Below are 22,919 nucleotides of genomic sequence, written 5' to 3' on the forward strand. Positions count from 1 at the left end.
CGGGCATGCGGATCGCCGGGCCGCCCAATCGTGAACGCTATCGATCATCTCAAGAATCCGTCCTTTTCTTCCTTCCTGGATCTGGCCCGGTGGGTGGCCGCATGGATCGTGTGCATCGGCCATTTGCGCAATCCGTTGTTCTTCGGTTTTGGCGCAATTGGTGAGGCAGCGCAGAACCCGCTGATTGTCGCATGGTATTTCGTTACCGGCTGGTATGGCGAAGCGGTCATCGTGTTTTTTGTGCTGAGCGGTTATCTCGTCGGCGGGTTGGGGATCGCAAAATTTGCGGCAAACACCTTCAATCCTGCCCATTACGGGATCGACAGGGTTTCGCGCCTCTATGTCGCTTTCCTTCCCTCGCTGATCCTGACAGCCGCCCTCGACATTACCGGAATGCATTATTTCGGTGCTGCGGGCCTTTATGATGGAACGCAGGCGATGTTTGCCGAGAAACTGGGCGAGGCTGCTTTTGCTGAAGCTGTCACCGCGACAACTTTTCTGGGCAATCTGGCGATGTTGCAGACATTCCGGTTTGATTCCTTCGGGACGAATTCTCCACTATGGACCATCTCGGCAGAGTTCTGGTTCTATGTTGCCTTTGGCGCGGTATTGGCGTGCCTGATTGCTGTCCGATCAAAGCTTGGGCAGATCGCCGCCCTGCTGGCGGTTGGTATCGCGCTGCTGTGGTTGCTGACCCCGACTTTCCTGTACTATCTCGGGCTGTGGCTGGTCGGGCTGGGCGTTGCCGCATTGCCTTCAAGCAAAGCACGCTGGCCAATCCTTTTCGCTATCCTGTTTGCCGCATTGCTGGTTGTTACCCGCCTCAAAGGAGACGCGCTGTCCGCCATCGCCTTCGGTCAAACGATCCGCGATTACTCTGTGGCAATCGGTTTCGCACTGGTGCTTCACGCCATGCGCGACAATCAAAGCGCGATTTTGGCGCGCATGGCACAATTCAACAAATGGCTCGCTGATTTTTCCTTCAGCATTTACCTGATCCACTTCCCGGTGATGATCTTTGTTCTGAGCGCGCTCTATTGGACGGGCAATTTCCCGGAAATTCGCACCGGCTATGCTCCGACAGATCTGACCGGAATCATGATATATGGCGGCATCATCGCCTTATTGTTCGCAGTGTCGTGGGCATTTGCCCAATGCACCGAGCAGCAAACCTGGAAAATCCGCAGGTTTCTCAAAACCCGGTTTGCGAGTTAAAGCGCCGCCCAAATAGCGATCAAGCGGCGATCACAAACGCAGGTCGGCCTTACCCAGCGGAAGAACGCTTTTGAGATCGTAAAGAATGTGCGGATCCCGGCCAAAGGCTCTCAGCGCCTCTGCACCCATATCCTTGAACTCGTTATGCGCAACGGCCAGGATCACCGCGTCATAGGTGCCTGTGTCTGGCTTTGAGGCCAGCGGAATATCATACTCTTCCGAAGCCTGCTGCGGGTCCGCCCATGGATCAGTTACGTCCACATTGATGCCGTAATCTGCCAGCTCTTCGATCACATCGACAATGCGGGTGTTGCGCAGATCGGGGCAATTTTCTTTGAATGTAAGCCCCATGACCAGAACGCGCGATCCATCGATCTGGATGCTCTTCTTCATCATCGCTTTGACCAGCTGGCCTGCGACATAGGCGCCCATTCCATCATTGATCCGGCGACCTGCCAGAATAACGTGGGGGTGATAGCCGATCGCCTCTGCCTTGTGTGTCAGATAGTAGGGATCAACACCGATACAGTGGCCCCCGACCAGACCGGGCCGGAAGGGCAGGAAATTCCATTTTGTGCCCGCCGCCTTGAGAACCGATTCAGTATCAATTCCCATCTTGTTGAAGATAATCGCCAGCTCATTGACCAGTGCGATATTGAGATCGCGCTGGGTATTCTCGATTACCTTTGCCGCTTCCGCGACCTTGATCGATTGCGCCTTATACGTCCCGGCAGTGATTATTTCGCGGTAAAGCGCGTCAACTTTCTCTGCCGCCTCTTCGGTTGAGCCGGAAGTGACTTTGCAAATGGTTGGCAGGCGATGCTCCTTATCGCCCGGATTGATCCGTTCGGGGCTATAGCCGCAAAAGAAGTCCTGATTGAATGTAAGGCCCGATGTCTGCTCCAGCACGGGCACACAATCCTGTTCGGTTGCGCCGGGGTAAACCGTGCTTTCGTAGATTACCAGATCGCCCTTTTTCAAAACCTTGCCGACAGTTTCCGATGCGCCGATCAATGGACGCAAATCGGGCCGTTTGAATTCGTCTATCGGCGTTGGAACGGTGACGATGTAGATGTCGCAATCAGCCAGATCGTCAGCATTGTCGGTGAAGCTCAGCTTGCGGGCGGCCTGCAGATCTTCGGTTTCGGTCTCAAGCGTTTGGTCAACGCCTTTGCGAAGGTCGGCAATGCGCTGCGCATTGATATCAAAGCCGATTACGTCGCGCTTCTTCCCGAATTCGACGGCAAGCGGCAAGCCAACGTAGCCCAGACCGATAATGGCAATTTTGCCCATACTCAAAAAACCCTTCAGACCACGTTGGAACCTTGGTGCGATCTCAACTCTTCAAAGAGGCCAATTGGATGGATCGGGAAAAGCTGAAATTTCCCCAGCCAATAGAGACATATTTCAGAAATTCGAGGGGTTACTGGCGATATTTTTTTCGCTAAGGCGCGATTTGTGCCGTTCGGAGGGGCTGACTTCGGCGTGTTGCTACACTGCGTGGCCTTGCCATGGCCCCCCAACCTATTGGAGATTTTTCGTGCTGACCCAGCATGACAAACCACAGGTTGCTCAATCGGAGCACCCGCTGTCCGGACGCGCGGTGCAATTTTTCTGCATTGTCACATTCGGCCTGGTAGTTCCGGTCCTGATCTGGCTGGCGGCGCGGTTTACCGAGGTCGACGCACGATATGTGCCCAACACGGCTGCGGGCGCAACGATTGCCGCACTGGCCAGCTGGTACATTCTGGACCGGCTGCGGATCTACGCGAAGGCGCGGCAATTGTCCTATGTGGTTCCGGTAAACCTGCTTACCTTCGGCTCGGCTTTCGCGGCGATCGGGCTGATGAGGGCGCCATACAGCACGTCATTATTTTTCGGCTGCCTGCTGATGACAATGGCAACCGGGTACGTCCTCACCGCGCTCACTCGCCTTGGCAACAAGCCGCAATATCTGATTGCAGGCGGAAGGGTTTCGGAAATTCCCCATCGCGGCAATCAGATTGCTGTCACTTCTTCAGCGGAAATCGAGGCGCTGATCGATAGCGGGTCGATCCAAGGGTCACTGGTCGGTGACCTGCACCATGATCACGATGATGAGTGGGAGCGGCTTTTTGCCAAGGCCGCGCTGCGCGGTATCCCTGTCTATCATTACCGCCAAATATTAGAGCTAGAGACCGGGCAAGTCCGGATCGACCGGCTGAGCGAAAACGTTCTCGGGTCGCTCATCCCAAACCTGCCCTATATGGCGCTGAAGCGGACGTTGGATGTGCTCGCGGTGATTGTCCTCTCGCCGCTGCTTATTCTGCTGATGGCCATCATCGCTATCGTCATCAAGTTCGATTCAAGAGGATCCGTGCTGTTTATCCAGGACCGGATGGGCTTTCGCGGCGAGGTTTTCCGGATGGTGAAGTTCCGCACCATGCGCGCACGCGAGGTCGATGACGACGCATTGGCGCAGCGCGAAGATGCCATGACCAGAAGCGATGATGACCGGATCACGCGGGTTGGCCGGTTCCTGCGCAAAGTCCGCCTTGATGAGCTGCCCCAGGCTTGGAACATCCTGAAGGGCGAGATGAGCTGGATTGGTCCGCGTCCGGAGGCGATCAGCCTTTCGGAATGGTATGAAAAGGAAATTCCCTTCTATTCCTACCGCCACATTGTCCGGCCCGGCCTGACCGGTTGGGCGCAAGTCAATCAAGGGCACGTTACCGATCTTGGCGATGCCAATGCCAAGCTTCGTTACGATTTCTATTATGTCAAAAACATCTCGCACTGGCTGGATATGCTGATCGCACTGAAGACGATCCGCGTCGTGCTGAGCGGGATCGGTGCGAAATAGCGCACCGGTAATATTTTTTAGGATCCACAATAATGCGCAAAGTTTTCGTCACCGGGACCGCCGGATTCATCGGGTTTCATCTCGCTCAACTGCTCTTGAAAGAGGGCTTTGCCGTGGTCGGGTTTGACGGAATGACCGATTATTACGACGTGCGGATCAAGGAACGCCGCCACCAGATGCTGCTGCAAAACCAGCATTTCAAAGCGCATGTCGGAATGCTCGAGGATTTTGATGCTCTGCGCGATCTGATGCTCGAAGAAAAACCCGATGTGATCGTCCATTTGGCGGCGCAGGCGGGGGTCCGTTACAGCCTGGAAAACCCGCGCGCCTATCTCGACTCCAACATCACCGGCACTTTCAACATCATGGAATGCGCGCGCGAATTGGCCGTCGACCATCTGCTGATGGCCAGCACAAGCAGCGTCTATGGCGCCAATGAAGACATGCCGTTTGACGAGCTGGAGCGCGTCGAAACGCCGCTGACTTTCTACGCCGCGACCAAGAAGGCCAATGAGTCGATGGCGCACAGCTATGCGCATTTGTGGAATTTGCCGACCACCATGTTCCGCTTCTTCACCGTCTATGGCCCTTGGGGCCGGCCCGATATGGCGCTGTTCAAATTCACCAAGGGTATTCTCGATGGCACGCCGATCGACATTTACAATCACGGCGAAATGTACCGCGATTTCACCTTTGTGACCGATCTGGTGCGCGGAATCCGTCTGCTGATCGATGCGGTTCCGGAGCGGCCCGCAAACAGAGAAGATATCGCCGAAGGTGACAGCCTTTCCCCCGCCGCGCCGTTCCGCGTGGTCAATATCGGCAATAGCGACAAGGTGAAGCTGACCGATTTCATCGACGCGATCGAGGAGGAGTGCGGAGTCAAAGCCAACCGCAACTATATGGAAATGCAGAAAGGCGATGTGCCCGCCACATGGGCCAATGCCGATCTGCTCAAATCGCTCACCGGATACCAGCCGCAAACCGATTTCCGCGAGGGAATCCGGCAATTTGTTGAATGGTATCGCGCCTATTACAGCGTGTGAGGCGATTTAGCTGGCGAGACGCAGTCCCGGCCTGCTCTGTTTCATTTGCGCATCGGGCCAAATACCGCGCGTGTCATAGACCATGGCATGCTGACGTTCCTCTGCGGGAACAACTTTGAAAATGTCATGATCGACCAGAACGATCAGAATCCCGCAGTTCTCCAGCGCAAAGTCGATATCGACCAGTTCCGCGCCCGTTGAATCGAATTCACGCGGCAATTGCGCAGCATAGGGTTCGACGATTTTCACGCGGTCGCCGAATTTGCGGGCAATCTTGGCCGCGACGAACCGTGCCGGGCTCTCGCGGAAGTCATCGATATTGGCTTTGAATGCTAGGCCGAGGCAGGCGACCGGCATGCCCGGATTGTCTTCGATCAGCTTGGTCGCTTGTTCGACCACATGGTGCATTTTTCCGTCATTCACTTCGCGCCCGGTCCTGATCAGCGGCGAATGCTCGGGCGCGCCGTGAATGATGAAATAGGGATCAACCGCGATACAGTGGCCGCCCACACCCGGGCCGGGCTGCAGGATGTTTACGCGCGGATGGCGGTTGGCAAGCTTGATCACCTCCCAAACATCCAGATCCATTTCGTCGGCGATCATCGAAAGTTCGTTGGCGAAAGCAATGTTCACATCGCGATAGGCGTTTTCGACCAGCTTGGTCATTTCGGCGCTGCGCGCATCGGTGGTCACGCATGTGCCGCGCACAAACCGCTTGTAGAACGCCAAGGCTTTGCGCGCGCAACGCGGGGTGATTCCGCCAATCGAGCGGTCGTTATGCGTCAGTTCTTCAAGGATTTTTCCGGGAAGAACGCGCTCTGGGCAATAGGCGATGGCAACATCGGGCGTTTCATCTGTCTTGCCCGGCAATTTGAGATCCGGACGCAATCCCGAAATCAGATCGCGCATCGCCTCGGTCGTGCCCACTGGAGAAGTCGATTCGAGGATGATCGTGTCACCCTTTTTAAGCACGCCCGCCACTTCGGTCGCGGCTGACATCACATAGGATGTATCGGGCGTATGGTGCCCGTCCTTTTCGAACGGTGTTGGAACCGCGATGACAAACACATCGGCAGGAACGATCTGGGTCGATGCTTTGAGCATTCCACGCTGGACAACGCCGCGGACAAGGCCGTCCAGATCAACCTCTTCAATGTGGATTTCGCCGCGATTGATCGTTTCGACCACGCTCTCTGTCACATCGATACCGGTAACCGGACAATTGGCCCGCGCGATGATCGCCGCGGTGGGGAGGCCGATATAGCCGAGGCCGATGACACAGACTTGGGGTTTTTCTTCGCCGCGCATGATAATCCTGCTGAGTAAGTTCAGCCGGAGCGTTACGGAGAAAGGGTAAATATAGCGGTAACGTTCGCAATTTACCGGTGACCTTGGCTTGCGGGCTTTGGCGAACCGGATCAGCCGTTGGCCAAAGCCTCTACGATCCGCGCAACCGCTTTGCCATCACCGAAGGGATTGTGCGATTGCGCCATCGCATCATAGGCGGCTTGATCATCGAGCAGCCGGTTGCATTCGGCCACAATCATATCGGCATCGGTACCGACCAGCTTGGCGGTTCCCGCATCGACGCCCTCGGGGCGCTCGGTTGTTTCGCGCATGACCAGAACGGGTTTACCCAAGGCCGGGGCTTCCTCTTGCACGCCCCCGCTATCGGTCAGCATCAACGTGCAAATGTCGAGCAGCCGCGCGAAATGCGGATAATCTAGAGGCTCGATAAGCGCGACATTGTCCAACCCGTCGAGCTGCGCATTCATGACTTTGCGGACATTGGGATTGAGATGGACGGGGAAGATCATCGCCACGTCATCGCGCGCGGCAATCCGCCGGATAGCGTCGGCAATCGCTTCCATTCCGCCACCGAAATTTTCGCGCCGGTGGCTGGTCACGCCGATAATGCGCTTGCCGGCAAAGCGTTGTTCCAACCCGGCGAGGTTGGTCGCAAGTTCGGGTTTCTGCTCAATCTGCGTAGTGATCCAGTGGAGCGCATCAATCACCGTATTGCCGGTCACATGAATGCTTGAGGGATCGACGGCTTCGCGTTTGAGCGCATCCGCAGCCGTTTCAGTCGGGGCAAAATGCAATGCGGCGAAGCTGCCCACGATCTTGCGATTGACCTCTTCGGGCCATGGGTGGTGGATATTGCCGCTGCGCAGCCCCGCCTCGACATGCGCGACGGGAATCTTCCGGTAATAGGCCGCCAGCGCGCCGCTCATTGCGGTTGCTGTATCGCCTTGGACAATCACCCAATCGGGCTTTTCCTGATCGAGCACGCTGCCGATACCGGTCAGCAGATTGGCAGTCAGTGCGTCGAGCGTCTGGTCCGGCTGCATCAGATCGAGATCATGGTGCGGCACGATCCCGGCAATTTCGAGCACCTGATCGAGCATGCCGCGATGCTGGCCCGACACGCAAACGCGCGAGTCGAACCGTTCATCTGCATCCAGCGCATGGACCAACGGGAAGAATTTGATCGCTTCGGGGCGTGTCCCGAATACGGAGAGAATTTTGATCGGCGTGCTCATGCAGCGCGCCTTAGCGCAGGAAAGTTAATTCTGCCTATGCGGCGATTAACTAAAGCGGTCAGCCGTCCGTTTGCGCGCCCGGATCGGGAAGATTGCTGGATTCTTCAGCCGTTTCATCGGGCGTGGGCGCATCGCGTTCGGCCTCAAGCCGCTCCATATATTCGCGCTCGATCTGTTCGACACGTTGCTGTTCAGCGGCAGCTTCTGCATCAATGCTCGATAGCCGCTCTGCGCGGGCCGCCGCAATCAACTCGCTAAAGCGAACATTGCTGGAATTCCGCTTCTCGCCATAGGCCTGTTCGAGCAATTGCTGCGTACAGCCGGTAAAGCCGCCGGCTGCCGCAGTAGAGCAGGAAAGTGCGCCGAAGCTTCCGATCATTTCGAGCGATTCGACCCGCCGCGCCCAAGCCGTATTTTCCGGATCATCGCTGAATCGCAGATTTTCCGGTATCCGGTAACGGTCGCCATCGGGCAGGCGCGCGATCACCACGATCATTCCGTCATCGCAGGCGGGGGCTTCATCCTCGCCATAGACAATCGCCATGCACACATCATCGCTTGGGCCGACTTCATCCTGGGCCGACACTGCGCCCGGCAGCATCGCGGCGCTGGCTATCGCGGCGGAGACAAGAATGCGTTTCATAGGATTTTCCATCGGTAGAGTCTGTTGAGCGCGACTAAGCGCTATCGAGGTTGAACATTATATGAAGCGCACGAAACAGGGAAGCGGTTCCCGATGCACTGGGATGCTTGCGCGCAGCTAAACCCGTTCGGCCAGCTTGATCGCCACCCGGCAGCCCAACCGGATTGCGCCCGAAAGCAGCGGGTAAGCGGGGGCTTGCTCTGCCCCGGCCGCCAGCGCGGCATCGCGATGCTCTCGCTCGTCCTCGCGGAATTCCTCAATCATTTCGGCCAGTTCAGGGTCGGCATTGCCTTCGGCCAGTTCATCAAGCTGGGCCGAATAATGCTTGTCAATTTCGGTCTCGACCGCCGCGGTACAAGCCATGGCTGCTTTCGGCCCGATCAACGCGGTTCCCGCGCCCAGCACATAGCCGGCTGCCGACCAAAATGGGTGGAGCGCAGTCGGGCGCACACCGCGCCGCGCCATCAGCGCGTTAAATTTTGCGTGATGGCCATCTTCTTGCGCGGCCATTGCGGCAATTTCCGCAGAAAGCGGATGGCGATCGCCCATTACCGCCAATTGGCCCGCATAGATCCGCGTTGCGCCAAATTCGCCCGCCTGATCCACTCTGATCATACGTTCGGTGTCGGGTTTGGATGGAGCAATCTTGGTCATGCGCGAGCCTTGGCCGACATGGCCACGATCGCGCAACCCGAAACGGTCGAAATCAGGAAATTCCAACCGGCCAGACTGACGCCGAAAAGCGTCCAGGGCGCAACGTCGCAGCGGATCAAAGGCGCATTCATGATGGCATCGAGCGGGTCGCCGCCACCGGCGCCAATTGCCGTGGCGCAGCTGGTCAGTCCTTCCCACCAGCCATATTCGACGCCGGCATGAAACCCGCCGATCAGGCCCGAGACAATGATCGCAAGGCCCGAAAGCATAATCCAGAACCGCGCGGGCGGGATGAAACAGGACAAGATCGCCAAAGCAAGCGCGGCAAAATGCGGCCAGCGCTGCCACCAGCACATTTCACAGGGATAGAGGCCAAAACCATACTGCGAAACATATGCGCCACCCAGCAGCAATGCCGGGATAACGAGAGCCAGCGTCCTTGCGGATCTAAGCGATTGGTTCACAGGTCTCTATCCGGGGTCAGTTGCGCCGCGCTATATTGCTGGGCCGGGTGCGGCGAAGCGTTTCGAGCGCGTAGTGAAGCTGGAAATCATCGACGCCCTGCTCTTTGAGCTGCGCCGCTGTCAGCTGGAAACGCGGATCGTCGAGCTTGTCGGTCTCGAGTGCTTTGTCTTCCAAAGCCAGTTCATTGACCAGATGCCCGCGCAGATCGGATTCGCGCAATTGGAACCGCGCGCGTTTCTCCAGATCGGGATCGGATAGCTGCGGGACCTTGATGTCGGGGCTGATGCCGCCTTCCTGCACCGAATGGCCAGCCGGAGTGTAATAGCGCGCAGTGGTCAGCTTCACCGCGTCTGTGCGGCTCCGGTCGAGATAGATCAGGCTTTGCACGCTGCCTTTGCCGAAGCTCTGCTCTCCCATAACCACAGCGCGGCGGTGATCCTGCAGCGCACCGGCGACGATTTCCGATGCGGATGCCGAACCCGCATCGATCAGAACCACCATCGGCACATCCGAGGCGATGGTCCCGGGGAATACCGTTTCCGCATCATAATAGACGGTCTCACGCGCCGCGCGCCCGCGCTGCGACACGATCCGTCCGCGGTCGAGGAACAAGTCCGAAAGGGCAACCGCTTCATCGAGCGAGCCGCCGGGATTCGAACGGAAATCGAGCACCAGACCAGTGACATTGCCGGAAGCTTCCTTGCGGATCGCCTGCCACGCTTCATAAACGTCCGCGCCAACATCCGCAGAGAATTCGTTGATCGAGATAACGCCGATATTGCCGGCTTCGAGCGAATGCGTCACCGGCTCCAGCTCGATTACGCCGCGGGTCACGGTAACATCAAACGGCTCATCACGGCCGGGGCGGAAAATTGTCAGCTTGATCGATGTGCCGGCCTTTCCGCGCATCTGGCTGACCGCTTCGTCAAGATCGCCGCCATAGATCAGCTTGCCATCGAGATGGGTGATAAAATCGCCCGCTTTCAGTCCGGCTTCCTCGCCCGGGCTGCCGCGAAACGGCGAAATGATTTTCACTGCGCCATCTTCAAGCGTGACCGACAGGCCAAGGCCCGAATAATTGCCTTGAATCATTGTTTCGAGCCGCTGGAGAGCGGATCCGTCGAGATAGCCCGAATGCGGGTCGAGCGAGGCCAGCATCCCGTCAATCGCGCCGCGAATCAGTTTGTCATCGTCGACATCTTCAACATAGTTCGCTTTGATCTGCTGATAGGTGGCGAACAATTTCGCAAATTCGGGGCCCGCCCTGCCATCGACCTGGGCAAAACCGGCTGTGGTTGCCGGAATGAGAGCAACAGCCGTTACCAGCGCTGCCGAACGCGCAAGCGCGGCGAATTTAATGCGAGCCTTCTTCATACTCTGGGCCTTTCGATTTCGGTCCTGTCTATCGCGCACAGTGGCTGAATGCCAGATGAGGATTGATCGACAGTGCCCTGCTGTCCCAAGGCGGGGCGATTGGCTTTCGATAGGTTACAAACCCGGCCCGACCTATTGCAGATATTCCAGTGGATTGACCGGTTTGCCGTCGCGGCGAATTTCCAGCGTGATAATCGGGCGTTCCGATCCGGCAACCCCCAATGGCGCGCCTGACACCAGATCATCGCCGACCCGCACATCGGTTCGTGCAAGCCCGGTTACCAGGCTGGTCCACCCGCCATCATGTTCGAGAATAACGATACGGTCATATCCGCGATAGGGCCCCGCGAATGCCACCCTGCCTTCCGCCGGGGCGATAACTTGCGCGCCTTCCCGCGGTGAAAGCGAAATGCCGCTATTGCGCACGCCGCCTTCTCCCGCCTCGCCAAAACCGACAATGGTGCGGCCCGATACGGGGAGCTGAAAACCGGATCGCGGCGCTGTCGCTGACGGGCTGGGCGAAGGGTTCGCCGCACCCGCCAATGCATTTTCGGGCTGGCCCGGGCGCATGATCGGCCCCGAAAGCGCGGCCAGTTCTTTGCGCAGACTGCCCGCGGCATCCACTTTGTCGACCAGCGAATCCAGATCGCGGGCTTCTTCTGCCAATGCCAGCGCGCGTTCGGCTTCGCGATCGGCATTTCCGCTTGCCTGGCGCGATTCCAGCCTTTGCCGTGTTTCGATGGCAGCCAAACGGGTCCGCCGGTCTTCCAGCTCTGCTTCGCTGGCTTCCAGAGCGGCGAGTGCTTGCTGGGCTTCCTGTTCCAGAGCGCGGCCCCGATCGATTTCTGCGCGCAAAACAGCCGTCCGTTCGCGCACTTGCGGGATTGTGCTTTCAAGCACGGCGCGCAGATAAACCGTTTCGCGCAAGCTGCCCGGTTTGAGCGCGGATAGCGCCAATGGCCGCCGCGCCAGTTTTTGTAGCGCGCCGGTGAGACGCACCAATGGCCCGCGGCGCTCGGCAAGACGCTTGCTCAGCCCGTCGCGCTGCTCGTTGATCAAGGAAATGCGCGCTTCGGCTGCATCAATGCCCGCCTCGGCTTGCTGGATGCGCGCGGCCAGCGCGGCTGCCTCGGTCGCTGTTTTTTCCGCAGCTTCGGTCGCAGCACGCGCTTCGGCCTCCAGCTGTTTACCCCGCTCATCTGCTTCACGCGCTTCGGCCAATGCGCGGTTCAGCGCTTCGCGCGCGCTGCCGGTATCTTCAAATTCGGCCTCGCGCTGCGCATAGGCAACCGTTCCCACCGAAACCGGGAACAACAGTGCCAAAGCGAGTAAAGGCTTGTTCGCATTCATGCCGCTACCCTGCCCGATGATAGGGATGGCCTGCAAGTATCGCGGTTGCGCGATAGAGCTGTTCCATCAGCATCGCCCGCGCCATCAAATGCGGCCAAGTGGCCTTGCCGAAGGCCAGCAGGACATCGGCCTGCCTGCGCTCTTCGGGCGAATGGCCATCGGCAGCGCCAAGAACAAAGCGCGCTTCGCGGATGCCATCATCGCGCCAATCGCCCAGCAAGCCTGCGAAATCTTCCGATCCGAATTGTTTTCCCCGCTCGTCCAGCAGGACGGTGCGGAAAGGGGTCTGTGCGTCAGGGATGCGCCCGCCACTTTCGGGCAATTCGGTGAGTTTGGTCGGCCAGGTCAGCCGCTTGTCATACCGCGCCACCAGATCGGCTTCCGGAGATCGGGCAATCTTCCCGCGGGCTATGACGTGGAGCAGCATCAATCAGGCCCGGCTGGGCAAGCGGGCCTGCAGAGAGCGCATTCAGGCAGTGCCCGACGCAACCGGAGGCGCATCGCCGAACGCCCACATGCGTTCGAGATTGTAGAAACTGCGGACTTCGGGCCTGAACAGATGGACCACCACATCGCCGCCATCGATCAACACCCAATCGGCAGCCGGCAAGCCTTCCAGCCGAACCGGGCCGTGGCCGTCTTTCTTCAGCTTTTCAGCCAGTTTCTGCGCCATCGAAGCGACCTGACGCGTCGAACGACCCGATGCGATCACCATATGGTCGGCAATGCTCGATTTGCCCGCAAGCGGAATGGTTACCACTTCCTGCGCTTGATCATCGTCGAGCTGCGTAAGCACTGTGGCAAGCGGTGTGCCCGGCTCTGCAGTGACTTCATCCATCGTGGATGCTGGACTGTTCTGGTCCGCAGAACCCGAAGGGTCTGCTGCCGATTGTGTAGGCGCCTGATTCATAGGCGTTTCCGATACTCCTGAAATCATGAATGGACTTTGTATGGATGGCTGATGTCGGGGACTGCAAAGCGAGCGGCCGACACATCATGCGATTGCGCCCGCTTCGTCTGCCCGAACTGGCTGGTGAGTTACTTGGTCGCGCGCGGGTGCCTCTGACAGGCGGGTCGCCCAATTCGGATCGGCGCGGCGGATTGCCGTTGCCGAACGCGGATCAGGATCAAAACGCAATGTCACCAGTGCCGGTGCGCTCCCAAAATGCCCTTGTCGAAATTGAGCCGCAGACATTTCGTACCGCCTGAGCCAAGCCATCGCAGGGCTCGCGATAGCTTCCGCATCATAGCCGGGCCGGGCGATGACCGCAATCGGCATTGTGCGGGCGATGTCGCGCCACCGCCGCCACAGGTGGAATTGCGCCAGATTGTCCGACCCCATCAGCCACACAAATTCGCGTTTGGGATAGCGGCGCTCGAGCGATTGCAGCGTGTCCACAGTATAGCGGGTGCGCAATTGTTGCTCGATTGCCGAGACCTTGATCGGCGCGCGCCGCGCTTGCGCGATGGCGGATTTCACCCGCGCCGAAAGCGGTGCCATTCCCGCTTTCGGCTTGAGCGGATTGCCCGGCGAGACCAGCCACCACACTTCATCCAGGCCCAGTGCATCCTTGGCAAAAAGCGATACGCGCCGGTGGCCGCCATGTGCTGGATTGAAGCTGCCGCCCAGAAGGCCGGTTCTCAGTGTCATTGTGTCTGCCTAGCATTGCCCAAGCGGGCTGTCAGCCTGCTGCGAACGGTTACGAATCGGGCTTGCCAGCGGCACAGAATCGTCGTGTTTGTACAACAAAACGTCCCATTTTGGGTGAATTGCAACGCTTCATCGCGTGACTCGCTCAACTCGGCCCTGAATCCTCAAATGCAAACCTATGCGGATTCGACCCGTCGGGGATCGCGTGCTAGCGCGCCGGCACTTGATAATTACAAAGGTCGTGGGGATCATCTTGGGACAAAACGATACAGCAGGCGGTTGGCTAAGCCGTCTGGCTGACTGGTTTCCAGACCGCGAGTTTTTCATGCGGTCCCAAGGCCAAGTCCGCTTTATAACTTTCACCTCCAGATTCCAGATGATTGCAGCCGCGATTGTGCTGGCTGCTGTGCTGGCCTGGGCGGTTTCGATGGCTGTGATGGCGTGGAGCCAGTATCAGGCACAGGCAGAGAGATCCTCTTTGCTCGAGCGTGAAGCGACGGTGGCCACCGCCGAAGAACGCGTGAAAGAATACGCTGACGATATTGACGAGGTTACGCGTGATCTTGCTGCACGGCAGGATTTCCTCGAAGCGGCTACGGCAGCCCTTCCCGATGATGCGACGGCGGACAAGGCAAACGATACGGTTTCCGATTCGAGCGGTGAAGCCGGAGAAACAGTCGCAAAAGTCAGCGCGCTGATCCCTGAAGCTGCATCGCTTGCCGAACTGGAAGCGCGACAGCTTGCTTATGTAGAACGCCTGACACGCTATGCTGACCGCCGCGCTGCACGCGCAGCCACAGCCATTCGTGAGCTTGGGCTCGACCCCAGCACGATCGAGCGTTCGGCTTCCGAAGAAGCGATGGGTGGTCCGCTGGAAATTCTTGCAACGGGCGCGAATGGAAAGATCGATCCGCGCTTTGAACGGCTGGGCCTGAGCATGGCGCGCATGAATGCGCTGGAGCGCGGATTGCAGGGCATACCGCAATTTGCCCCGGCCAACCCTGAATCCATCTCTTCGGGTTTTGGTTATCGGCGCGATCCGTTCAATGGCGGCGGCGCGATGCATTCGGGCCTCGATTTCAAAGGGCCGCGCGGTGCACCGATCTATTCCGCCGCGATTGGCGAAGTGACCTTTTCCGGCTGGAAATCGGGTTATGGTAAAACCGTAGAAATCAGTCACGGTAACGGTTTGATGACGCGTTACGCCCATATGTCCAATATTCGCGCCACAGTGGGGCAAAGTGTCGCGGCTGGCGACGTAATCGGCGCAATTGGCAGCACTGGTCGTTCGACCGGTCCGCACTTGCATTTTGAAGTGCGTATTAATGATCGCGCGGTAAACCCGCGCCCGTTCCTGGAGAAAGCCCCCAATGTTCTCAAAGAAGCCCGAGCGCAGCGTGCCACGCGCCAGCGGAGCCGGTAAATCGATGGCGAGCAACAATTCGACCTTTTCGGTGATTGGTTCCGATGTCACGATCAAAGGCGATGTGACCGCATCGACCGAGCTGCACGTTGATGGCGCGATCGAAGGGGACATTTCCTGTTCCTCGCTCGTGCAGGGCGAAGGCAGCCGGATCGAAGGAGCGATCAAGGCAGAATCAGCACGGCTCGCCGGTACATTGACCGGTTCGATCGCCGCGCGTGAGCTGGTGATCCTGAAGTCCGCAGAGATCCATGGCGACGTCCAGTATGATGCGCTGACGATCGAGCAAGGCGCTCAGGTCGAAGGCCGCTTTGCACCGCAAGGCGCGCAGGCAGCCGCGGCACCGCAGAAAAATTCAGAAGCGGCCAAGTCATCCAACGAAGATGAGCCCAAGCTGATCATCTCGAACTAACGATACGGCGTCCGGCAGTTCTCGGAAAAATCAGTCTTGCACTTCGGCGCGTAGCGCTTTGCGGTCGAGCTTGCCGATCATCGTTTTGGGCAACTCCCCGCGAATAACCACTTGCGACACGCGCTCATGCTTGCCGACACGGTCATTGAGCCATTTGGCGAGCTCTTCGCCTGAAATCTCAAAGCCGTCATTCAAGGTGATATAGGCATGCGGCGTTTCGCCGAGATAATCATCCGGCCGGCCAATCACCAAAGCCTCCTTCACGGCCTCATGATCGACCAGAACTTCTTCGACCTGGCTCGGGAAGACTTTGAAACCGCCGACCGCGATCATATCCTTGCTGCGATCGACGATCTGAACGAAGCCTTCTGCATCGATGGTTGCGATGTCGCCTGTCCGCAGCCACTGCTCACCGTCGAGAGTGACAAATGCGGTTGCCGCCGCGTCGGGCCGGTTCCAATATCCCTGCATGATTTGCGGGCCGCGAATGACCAGTTCGCCCGGTTCACCATCGGGCGCTGCCTTGGTGGCATCCTCTTTATCGACCAAGCGCAGCAATGTGCCCGGGACGACCTGACCGATGGTGCCCGATTTGCGAAATCCGTCATAGGGATTGGCGGAGACCACGCCGGAACTCTCCGTAAGCCCGTATCCTTCGATAACGCGCACGCCCGTTTCTGCCTCAAACCTCTCGCGCAAAGGTATTGAAATCGGTGCCCCGCCCGAAATACATACTTTGAGCGAGCCAAAGTCGGTCCTGGCAAATTTGGGGTTGTCGAGCAGCGCCTGAAACATCGTCGGCACGCCGGGGAAGCCGGTCGTGCCGCGATTCGAGATTACATCGAGAACCTGATCGACATCAAAACGCGGGACCATCGCAATCGATGCTCCGGTAGCCACTGCATGATTGAGCAATGCCGTGTTCGCGAACACATGGAACATCGGCAGCGCGCCCATGAACACTTCGTCTTGCGGATTGCCGAACGGATTGATCGAAGCAACTTGCTGCGCATTTACGGACAGGTTTGCATGGCTGAGCATGGCGCCTTTGGGTGCGCCCGTTGTGCCGCCAGTATACTGCAGCAGCGCCAGCGAGTCGGGGGATACTGTCGGCAGGGCGCAATGCGCCTCTCCGCTCGACAGCACATCATCCCAGCCGAGGATCTCATCCGAATAGGCCACTTTGGCAATTTTGCTGCGCGCAAAGAGCTTCATCGCGAAGCCTTTGAGAGCCGGGAGCATGGTGGAAAGCCTGCCGACAATGAGCGTTTCGAGAACGGAGTGATGCAAAACGCTTTCAGCCGTTCCCAGCAATTCGGGCACATCCACGGTCACCAGCGTGCGCGTGCCCGAATCGGCGACTTGCTGGGCGAGTTCCTCAACCGAATAAAGCGGCGAGAAATTGACCACCACCGCGCCCGCCATCATCGCCCCGTAGTATGCGGCGATATAAATCGGGACATTGGGGAGAAACAGGCCAATGCGGTCTCCTTCCGCGATGCCATTGGCCTTCAGGCCGCGCGCAAAACGCTGCGCGTCTTCGAAAATCTCGGAATAAGAATATGTCCGGCCCATAAAATGCGCGAGCGGCGCATCGGGTAGACGGCGCGCGGTGCGCGCGAACATATCGGGCAGCGCCATGGGTTCGAACTGCGTATCCCACGGCGTAGGGTGGTGATAGGCGATGTCGGCGAACGGATTCCTGACGTTACTTACACTCATGTAAGTGGGAATGGCCCAAGCCCGCGATCCGGGCAAGGGACAATCCCGCCAATCTGCGTTTTGGCTTTACTCTGTTGCTGCTTCGCCATCCTCATCGGGAGTGGCTTCGTGCGGATTCTGCTCGGCTGCTGCGGCGCTTCCATCCGCTTCGCCCGCCCGCTTGGCCTCCAGCCACGCAGCGGCCTCGGCTTCTTGCGCGGCTTCGGCTGCGGCCTTTTCTTCCGCGGCCCGCTCAGCGTGGAGTTCGGCGATCAGCTTGTCCTTGTCGCTGACTTTGGATGTTTCCGGCGCTGCATTTTCGGCACCTTCTTCCACTTCAGGAGCAGGAATGTTCTTGGCAGCTTTCGCCACCACGGCATCCAGTTCGCGCTGGGCGCACAGGCCCAGAGTTACCGGGTCCTTGGGCTGGATGTTCTGGATATTCCAGTGGCTGCGGTCGCGAATGGCGTTGATCGTATTGCGCGTTGTGCCGATCAGTTTGGAAACCTGCGCGTCGGAAATTTCCGGGTGGTTGCGCAGCAGCCAGGCAATACCGTCGGGCTTGTCCTGCCGCTTCGACACAGGGGTATAACGCGGGCCCTTGGTCCGGGTGACTTCGACCGGAGCTTTCTGCATCACCAGACTGTAGGTAGAATCCGCTTCGCCCTTGGCGATCTCTTCCTGAGTCAGCTCTCCGGAATGCAGCGGATCGCGGCCGGTATATTTGCTGCCAGCCAGATCATCGGCCATCGCCTGTACTTCGAGAATGTGCAGCCCGCAGAACTCTGCGATCTGTTCGAAAGCTAGGCCGGTATTGTCGATCAACCATGTGGCCGTTGCATGCGGCATCAGCGGTTTGGGCTGGATTTTAGTGTCGGATTTAGCCACGGGAATCTCCGTAAAATGCGGCTGAAAATAGCGCCAGAAATAGCAGGGCCGCCCCTTTCGGAGCGGCCGCTTGGAGTTTGATCTAGTGCAAATGCAGCAGTTCGGCAAGCAATTACCCTACTGGCACCAAGTCCTCATTTGTGGCGACGAGGCCAGACAAAAACTGCCCGGTTGCGGTTTCCCAGCCGAAACTGGACCCATGCTTTACGCAGTCCTTGCCGTTGCTGAACACTGCGGCGGCGATGGCCCGTTCAAGCTGGTCTGACAGGGCCCCCGTTGCCTCGGTCACAATATCGATCGGCCCAGCCACCGGATATGCCGCGACCGGGGTACCGCAAGCCAATGCTTCGATCATCACCAGCCCGAAAGTATCGGTCTTGCTGGGGAACACAAATACATCTGCGCCAGCATAGCAACCGGCCAGATCGCGCCCGGTTTTCCTGCCGAGGAAATGCGCGTCGGGAAAGGCTGCCTCGAGCGCAGCGCGCGCCGGGCCGTCGCCGACAACCACTTTGCTACCCGGATAGGGGTTGGCGAGAAATGCCTCGAGATTCTTCTCTACCGAGACACGGCCCACATAAAGCTGGATCGGGTGCGGAAGGTCCGCAAATTCGCGGGGCGCAACAGCATCGGGTGTGAAGCAGCTGAGATCCACGCCGCGCCCCCAATGATGCAGGTTGGTCAGCCCGTTCTTTCGCAATTGAGCGCGGATGCTCTCTGTCGCAACCATAATCCTTTCCGCAGGCCGGTGAAACCAGGTGATGTAGCGCCAGAATGTCTGGGCAGAGAAAGGTGTCCGGCGAGCGAGATATTCAGGGAATTGGGTGTGGTAAGCAGTCGTGAAGGGGAAATCGACGGCCACGCAGAAATTGCGGGCAGCGAGCCCGAGCGGCCCCTCTGTGGCAATGTGCACCGCATCGGGAGACAAATCGGAAATGCGCCCCGCCACCGCGCCCGGGCGCGGGAGAGCGAGCCGTATTTCGGGATATGTGGGGCACGGCACCGACAGAAACTGGTCGGGTGAAATGACATCGACGGTATGCCCCCAATCGCGCAACATCTCGCAAGTGGCGGTCAGGGTCCGGACCACTCCGTTGGTTTGCGGAAGCCACGCATCCGTAACAATAACAATCCGTTCGGGAAACGGGCGTTGAAACGCGCCGTCTTCCGGGAATTTGGACATCCTGTTCATGCGGCCACCTTCGTCGTTGAATCGGGATCATCGGCTTTGCCTTCAGGCGCCGCGGCATCAGTGCGTTTGGCGATCTCTTCCGGCCAATGGAGCAGCTCCATGGTACCGTCGAAATGTTCGACCAGCGCGTTGCAGCCTTCCACCCAGTCGCCGTCATTGTAATATTGGACGCCGTCAAAATCGCGGATTTCCGCGGTATGGATATGGCCGCAAACAACCCCGTCGACCCCGCGTTCAGCCGCGGCGCGGGCCACGACTTCTTCATATCGGGAAATAAACTCGACGGCATTTTTGACTTTGTGCTTGGCCATTTTCGAAAGCGACCAATAGGGCAGATCGAAAGCCCGGCGGATGCGGTTGACCCAGATATTCAAGCCCATGGCCAGATGGTAAAGCGCGTCACCAACGAATGCGAGCCAGCGATGGGCCAGCATGATCGTATCGAATTCGTCGCCATGAATGACCATCAGTTTGCGGCCGTCAGCGGTGGTGTGGAACGCTGCGCGCTCGATCTCGACGCCGCCGAAATTCATGCCTGAAAATGGCCGCACCATTTCGTCATGATTGCCCGGCACATAGACGATGCGCGTCCCGCGTTTGGCGCGCTTCAGAATGCGCCAGACAATATCGTTATGTTCGGCAGGCCAGTAAAATTTCTTCTTCAAACGCCAGCCATCGATAATGTCGCCAACGAGATACATGGTCTCGCTATCCGTGTGATCTAGGAAGTCGATCAACAAGCCGGAATTGCAGCCTTTGGTGCCCAGATGGACATCGCTGATCCATATGGTCCTGAATTTTCGCCTGTCGGTTCCGCTTGGTTCCGGAATTTTGGGGGCATTGAGCGGAAAGTTTGCAACTTTATCAAAAGCCGGCAGGAGATGTCCGTGTCCACCGAGGGGATTTTCCGTCATCGAATTCGCCTTGTCAGCGCCGGTCCTAGGCGCTCTGTGACAGCAAATTGTGACAAACGAATCTCACTTCTGTGACGAATTGACGCAAATATTACACCCAGGTTTCGCCGCCTGCTTCCCGATTTAACTAGATTTTTAGCAATTTAATCGAAGGGTTATGCTTTTCGAGGGGGTGACGATGATGCGCGGAATAGCAGGTGTATGTCTGGCCGTATTGTTAAGCGGGTGCGGCGGCGAAAGCGATGACTTTACCGTCCACATCAAGCGTTCTCCCGATGCGGTGGTAAGCAGCCTTGCCAAAGTGGATGTGAGCTCACCCACGGCACTGGTAAGCAAACCGATCTCGCGTACGCTGGCCGATGGCGGCATCATCGAATATTCGCTCCCCGCAGCCGATGGATACGATAATGGCATCGTGCGCTTCACCGTTACCGGTGGAGAGAAGGGCGGCAGCTATGTCGCGGTCATGGTCGATGTTCCGGCGGTCAAAGGCTATGTCGACGGCGGGCAGAAAGTTGTTGCCGAAGACAAGGTCGAGAAAGTCCTGAAGGAAGACTTGGAGGCGCTGGCCGCAAATCTGGAAAGCGGCAGCGCGGGCGATTTCGCAACTATGCGGCTAGAGGCGTCGCTGATCAGCATCGCCGCGGTTCTGCAGAATATCAGCAATGGCGGGCTTATCCCGCAAGGTGGTTCAGATGACGGGGCGACAATGCTCGCCTCCGGGCCGGGCGAAGGCGATTGGGGTGCGGGCGAGCAGGAGTTCGTGCCCGATGCATCCCCGATGAGCGATCCCGAAGCCGATGTCTCCGCTTATGGCGAACCGATGGATGACACGGCCGGATACGATGATGGCGGCTGGGGCGGCTAAGCCGCTCTATTGCATCGGAACAAAGCCGGGCAGAGCCTCCACGCGCGCGATCCAAGCGCAGATATTGGTATAATCGCTGAGCGGGAAACCGCCCGCATCGGCAACATGCGTATAGGGATAAAGCACGATGTCGGCCAGACTTGGCGCATCGCCCGCCATCCATTCGCGCGCGGACAAATGACCATCCAGCAATTCGAGCGCCTCTGCTCCGCCAGCGCGCTTTGCCATGATCTGCGCTTTCTGCTGCGCGGAGAGATTGGCCTCGCCAACAAATTGCAGCCAGAAACGCAGCGTCGCAATATTGGGTTCGTGGCTGTATTGTTCAAAAAACATCCAGCGCAGCATTTCGGCGCGAGCGAAGCGATCTTCGGGAATTAGGGCCGAACCTTCGGCGAGATACCAGCATGCGGCATTGCTTTCGGGCAGAAAGCGATCATTGATCTGGAGCACCGGAATTCGGCCGTTGGGATTAACCTCTGCCATGAATTCGGGGGTGCGCGTTTCGCCCTTGAGAATATCATATTGCCTAGTCTCCAGCGGGAGCCCGAGCAGCGCCGCCGTGAGCTTGATCTTGTAGCAATTGCCGCTGCGCGGATCTTCGTGGAGCGTGTAATTCTCAGCTATGATCCATCTCCAACACAATCTTTCCGATATGGCCGCCGTCCTCCATATGCGCGTGAGCGGCGGCGGCTTGTGCCAAGGGAAAAATCTGATCCATCTCCGGCCGCAGCGAGCCATCTTCGACATGCGGCCATGCGATCTGGTAGATTTCATCGCACAGCAGGGCCTTAAACTCGTCAGGCCGCGCGCGCAGGGTCGATCCTGTCAGCGTCAGGCGCCGCGCCATAATCTGCGCCATATTGAGTTCAGCCTTCATACCCCCAAGCACCGCGATCGTCACATGCCGGCCGTCTTCGCCAAGGCAGGCAAGGTTGCGCGGAACATAATCACCCGAAACCATATCGAGCACCAGCTCCACCCCCGCGCCACCGGTAATACACTTCACTTCCTCGACAAAGTCGGCTGTCTTGTAATTGATCGCATGATCCGCACCGATCTTGGTGGCGGCTTCGCATTTGGCATCATCGCCGCAGGTGACGATCACAGTCAGCCCGAACAGCTTACCCAGCTTGATCGCCATTGTGCCGATACCGCTGGTCCCGCCATGAACAAGCAAAGTCTCGCCCTCCGACGCCCAGCCGCGCTCGAACACATTGTGCCATACGGTGAACAAGGTCTCGGGCAGTGCGGCCGCTTGGGCGAGCGGCAAACCGTCCGGAACCGGCAGGCAGTGCGCCATCTTGGCCACGCAATATTCGGAATAGCCGCCACCGGTCACCAATGCGCAGACATTCTGGCCAACCGTATCCTGGCTCAATTCCGCACCACAGGCCACTATTTCGCCTGCAATCTCCAGCCCCGGTATCGGCGATGCACCTGCTGGGGGCGGGTAATGGCCCATCCGCTGGATCACGTCGGGCCGGTTGACTCCGGCATAGGCCACGCGGATCAGAACTTCGTCTTTTGCCGGAGAGGGAACCGGCAGGGTTTCAAGCCGCAGCACCTGCGGCCCTCCCGGTTCGTCAAAGCCCGCGGCCTGCATCGTTTCAGGAATTGTCCCGGTCATTCCACCCCTCATCTCTCATTCGCCCGTCGCTGTTTGCAAAACACGACGAAACGCTTGATTGTCTGCGAACTAACTCCACCTGCCATTGACAGCAAGCACTCGCGCTTGCGA

General features: G+C 58.4%; 23 protein-coding genes. 6 read left to right on the top strand and 17 right to left on the bottom strand.

The genetic code is table 11. From position 1 onward, the window contains the following. The first annotated feature begins 30 nt into the window (after positions 1-30). A complete protein-coding gene (locus tag GRI41_RS11025) occupies positions 31-1,215 on the top strand; it encodes an acyltransferase family protein (protein WP_160605048.1) in 1,185 nt (394 codons plus the stop codon). Positions 1,216-1,245: 30 nt separating this feature from the next. Here GRI41_RS11025 and tviB read toward each other — a convergent pair whose 3' ends face one another. Beyond that, complete coding sequence (tviB, locus tag GRI41_RS11030; RefSeq protein ID WP_160605835.1) at positions 1,246-2,508, bottom strand: Vi polysaccharide biosynthesis UDP-N-acetylglucosamine C-6 dehydrogenase TviB; 1,263 nt, start codon at positions 2,506-2,508, stop codon at positions 1,246-1,248. Between the two features lie 247 nt (positions 2,509-2,755). Here tviB and GRI41_RS11035 point away from each other — a divergent pair, with 247 nt between their 5' ends. Both GRI41_RS11035 and GRI41_RS11040 read left to right on the top strand, forming a co-directional pair. After that, a complete protein-coding gene (locus GRI41_RS11035) occupies positions 2,756-4,057 on the top strand; it encodes a sugar transferase (RefSeq protein WP_160605049.1) in 1,302 nt (433 codons plus the stop codon). Between the two features lie 32 nt (positions 4,058-4,089). Then, positions 4,090-5,103 (top strand): GDP-mannose 4,6-dehydratase, encoded by a 1,014-nt coding sequence (locus GRI41_RS11040; protein WP_160605050.1) that lies wholly within the window; start codon positions 4,090-4,092, stop codon positions 5,101-5,103. A 6-nt stretch (positions 5,104-5,109) separates the two neighbouring features. Here the strand turns inward: GRI41_RS11040 and wecC are convergent, their stop codons facing one another. The 10 genes from wecC to GRI41_RS11090 form a co-directional block, all read right to left on the bottom strand. Then, entirely contained in the window at positions 5,110-6,411 is a 1,302-nt protein-coding gene (gene wecC / locus GRI41_RS11045) for a UDP-N-acetyl-D-mannosamine dehydrogenase (RefSeq protein ID WP_160605051.1), read from the bottom strand. A gap of 110 nt (positions 6,412-6,521) precedes the next feature. Then, on the bottom strand, positions 6,522-7,646 hold the full coding sequence (wecB, locus tag GRI41_RS11050; RefSeq protein WP_160605052.1) for a non-hydrolyzing UDP-N-acetylglucosamine 2-epimerase: 1,125 nt from the start codon (positions 7,644-7,646) through the stop codon (positions 6,522-6,524). A gap of 58 nt (positions 7,647-7,704) precedes the next feature. Next, positions 7,705-8,289 (bottom strand): hypothetical protein, encoded by a 585-nt coding sequence (locus tag GRI41_RS11055; protein ID WP_160605053.1) that lies wholly within the window; start codon positions 8,287-8,289, stop codon positions 7,705-7,707. A gap of 117 nt (positions 8,290-8,406) precedes the next feature. Continuing rightward, positions 8,407-8,943: a demethoxyubiquinone hydroxylase family protein gene (locus GRI41_RS11060; RefSeq protein WP_160605054.1), complete on the bottom strand. Its 537-nt coding sequence runs from the start codon at positions 8,941-8,943 to the stop codon at positions 8,407-8,409. Next, the gene (locus tag GRI41_RS11065; protein WP_160605055.1) at positions 8,940-9,407 is read right to left on the bottom strand and encodes a disulfide bond formation protein B; all 468 of its coding nucleotides are present in this window, start codon (positions 9,405-9,407) and stop codon (positions 8,940-8,942) included. Before GRI41_RS11065 ends, GRI41_RS11060 begins: the two co-directional genes overlap by 4 nt. A 16-nt stretch (positions 9,408-9,423) precedes the next feature. Further along, complete coding sequence (locus tag GRI41_RS11070; protein ID WP_202388798.1) at positions 9,424-10,782, bottom strand: S41 family peptidase; 1,359 nt, start codon at positions 10,780-10,782, stop codon at positions 9,424-9,426. Positions 10,783-10,914: 132 nt separating this feature from the next. Beyond that, positions 10,915-12,132, bottom strand: a complete 1,218-nt coding sequence (locus GRI41_RS11075; RefSeq protein WP_160605056.1) for a murein hydrolase activator EnvC family protein — start codon at positions 12,130-12,132, stop codon at positions 10,915-10,917. Positions 12,133-12,136: 4 nt separating this feature from the next. Continuing rightward, the gene (locus tag GRI41_RS11080; RefSeq protein WP_160605057.1) at positions 12,137-12,559 is read right to left on the bottom strand and encodes a 23S rRNA (pseudouridine(1915)-N(3))-methyltransferase RlmH; all 423 of its coding nucleotides are present in this window, start codon (positions 12,557-12,559) and stop codon (positions 12,137-12,139) included. Between the two features lie 42 nt (positions 12,560-12,601). After that, complete coding sequence (gene rsfS / locus GRI41_RS11085; RefSeq protein ID WP_160605837.1) at positions 12,602-12,970, bottom strand: ribosome silencing factor; 369 nt, start codon at positions 12,968-12,970, stop codon at positions 12,602-12,604. 156 nt (positions 12,971-13,126) lie between these two features. After that, a complete protein-coding gene (locus tag GRI41_RS11090) occupies positions 13,127-13,783 on the bottom strand; it encodes a nicotinate-nucleotide adenylyltransferase (RefSeq protein ID WP_160605058.1) in 657 nt (218 codons plus the stop codon). Between the two features lie 325 nt (positions 13,784-14,108). On the opposite strand from GRI41_RS11090, the gene GRI41_RS11095 reads away from it, so the two are divergent. After that, the gene (locus GRI41_RS11095) at positions 14,109-15,206 is read left to right on the top strand and encodes a M23 family metallopeptidase (RefSeq protein WP_160605838.1); all 1,098 of its coding nucleotides are present in this window, start codon (positions 14,109-14,111) and stop codon (positions 15,204-15,206) included. 4 nt (positions 15,207-15,210) lie between these two features. Next, on the top strand, positions 15,211-15,618 hold the full coding sequence (locus GRI41_RS11100) for a bactofilin family protein (RefSeq protein WP_160605839.1): 408 nt from the start codon (positions 15,211-15,213) through the stop codon (positions 15,616-15,618). Between the two features lie 30 nt (positions 15,619-15,648). Here GRI41_RS11100 and GRI41_RS11105 read toward each other — a convergent pair whose 3' ends face one another. The 4 genes from GRI41_RS11105 to GRI41_RS11120 all read right to left on the bottom strand — a co-directional run bounded on the left by GRI41_RS11105 (position 15,649) and on the right by GRI41_RS11120 (position 20,313). Next, a complete protein-coding gene (locus GRI41_RS11105; protein WP_160605059.1) occupies positions 15,649-17,340 on the bottom strand; it encodes a long-chain-fatty-acid--CoA ligase in 1,692 nt (563 codons plus the stop codon). A gap of 66 nt (positions 17,341-17,406) precedes the next feature. Beyond that, positions 17,407-18,168: a DUF1013 domain-containing protein gene (locus tag GRI41_RS11110; protein ID WP_160605840.1), complete on the bottom strand. Its 762-nt coding sequence runs from the start codon at positions 18,166-18,168 to the stop codon at positions 17,407-17,409. Positions 18,169-18,319: 151 nt separating this feature from the next. Next, entirely contained in the window at positions 18,320-19,399 is a 1,080-nt protein-coding gene (locus tag GRI41_RS11115) for a glycosyltransferase family 4 protein (protein WP_407985558.1), read from the bottom strand. Then, positions 19,396-20,313 (bottom strand): UDP-2,3-diacylglucosamine diphosphatase, encoded by a 918-nt coding sequence (locus tag GRI41_RS11120; protein WP_160605061.1) that lies wholly within the window; start codon positions 20,311-20,313, stop codon positions 19,396-19,398. The genes GRI41_RS11115 and GRI41_RS11120 overlap by 4 nt, the downstream gene beginning before the upstream one ends. Before the next feature lie 157 nt (positions 20,314-20,470). Between GRI41_RS11120 and GRI41_RS11125 the strand changes: the two genes are divergently transcribed. Beyond that, positions 20,471-21,181 (top strand): hypothetical protein, encoded by a 711-nt coding sequence (locus GRI41_RS11125; RefSeq protein ID WP_160605062.1) that lies wholly within the window; start codon positions 20,471-20,473, stop codon positions 21,179-21,181. 6 nt (positions 21,182-21,187) lie between these two features. Here GRI41_RS11125 and GRI41_RS11130 read toward each other — a convergent pair whose 3' ends face one another. Then, positions 21,188-21,805 (bottom strand): glutathione S-transferase family protein, encoded by a 618-nt coding sequence (locus GRI41_RS11130; RefSeq protein ID WP_160605841.1) that lies wholly within the window; start codon positions 21,803-21,805, stop codon positions 21,188-21,190. Next, on the bottom strand, positions 21,798-22,808 hold the full coding sequence (locus GRI41_RS11135) for an NAD(P)H-quinone oxidoreductase (RefSeq protein WP_160605063.1): 1,011 nt from the start codon (positions 22,806-22,808) through the stop codon (positions 21,798-21,800). The genes GRI41_RS11130 and GRI41_RS11135 overlap by 8 nt, the downstream gene beginning before the upstream one ends. Positions 22,809-22,919 lie beyond the last annotated feature (111 nt).

Source organism: Pontixanthobacter aquaemixtae, assembly GCF_009827395.1.
Classification (GTDB): Bacteria; Pseudomonadota; Alphaproteobacteria; order Sphingomonadales; family Sphingomonadaceae; genus Pontixanthobacter; species Pontixanthobacter aquaemixtae.